General features: G+C 42.4%; 1 pseudogene. It reads left to right on the top strand.

The features are described 5' to 3' along the window. Positions 1 to 232: pseudogene (locus ACFIK8_RS12615) on the top strand (ATP-binding protein); the annotation flags it as partial. Positions 233 to 255 lie beyond the last annotated feature (23 nt).

The raw sequence follows: 255 nt of genomic DNA, 5'->3' as shown, positions 1-255 counted from the left end.
CTGGACTTTCTTACATATTGATATGCTGCACGCTGCGGATTTTTTGGGAATGGAGCGTTGCTAAGCTGAAATGTTTAGAGACTTTGAGCGTGATCATTTTATTACTTTAGGACCTGCTTTATCAAGACATCCCTTATCGATCATCATTGGCCTTGTCGAAACATTGGTGTGCTCTTCTAGGCCTAAATTAATGCCGCTGCCAACTGAGTGGGCTGATGTAAAAGAACTTGTTTTGCCGCTTCGTTGAAGGAACTT

This window comes from Bartonella sp. MR168JLCBS (assembly GCF_042194175.1).
This window is presented reverse-complemented; position numbering and strand designations above follow the sequence as displayed.